The sequence below is a fragment of the Mycoplasma sp. 773 genome (assembly GCF_053851515.1).
On sequence record NZ_JBSQAV010000018.1, the window covers coordinates 1 to 526 of the forward strand.

The 526-nt window shown below is 26.6% G+C and carries 1 protein-coding gene; it reads left to right on the plus strand.

Annotated features, from left to right (window positions below; translation table 4 throughout):
- Window positions 1-526 (plus strand): restriction endonuclease subunit S (locus tag ACWXVJ_RS03165; RefSeq protein ID WP_455966514.1); only part of this gene is annotated, 526 nt, incomplete at both ends.

Genomic DNA, 526 nt, shown 5'->3' on the forward strand with positions numbered 1-526 from the left:
TTCCATCAATAAGATTTAAGGAATTTACTAACGCTTGAGAACAGGAAAGGCTAGAAAATATTTGTGATAGATTTGACAATTATAGGGTTCCAATTTCTGAAAAAAATAGAATAAAAGGGAATACTCCATATTATGGAGCAAATGGAATACAAGATTATGTGAAGGGTTATACTCATTCCGGAGAAAATATTTTAATTGCTGAGGATGGTGCAAATGATGTTAATAACTATTCAATTTTATACGTAAATGAAAAAATATGAGTTAATAACCATGCGCATGTTATAAAAACTAACAATAAATTAAATAATAATTTTTTTATATCTTTATCATTAAAGAGAGTTGATTGAAGTTCATTATTAGTTGGAGGTGAGCGTTTTAAACTCAATGCTAGTACATTAATGAATATATTTATTAAAATTTGTAATATAAATGAACAAAGCAAAATTTCAATCATTTTTAACAACATAAACACCCTCATCACCCTTCATCAGCGTAAGTTAAATGCCTTAGAAAATATCAAAAAAAC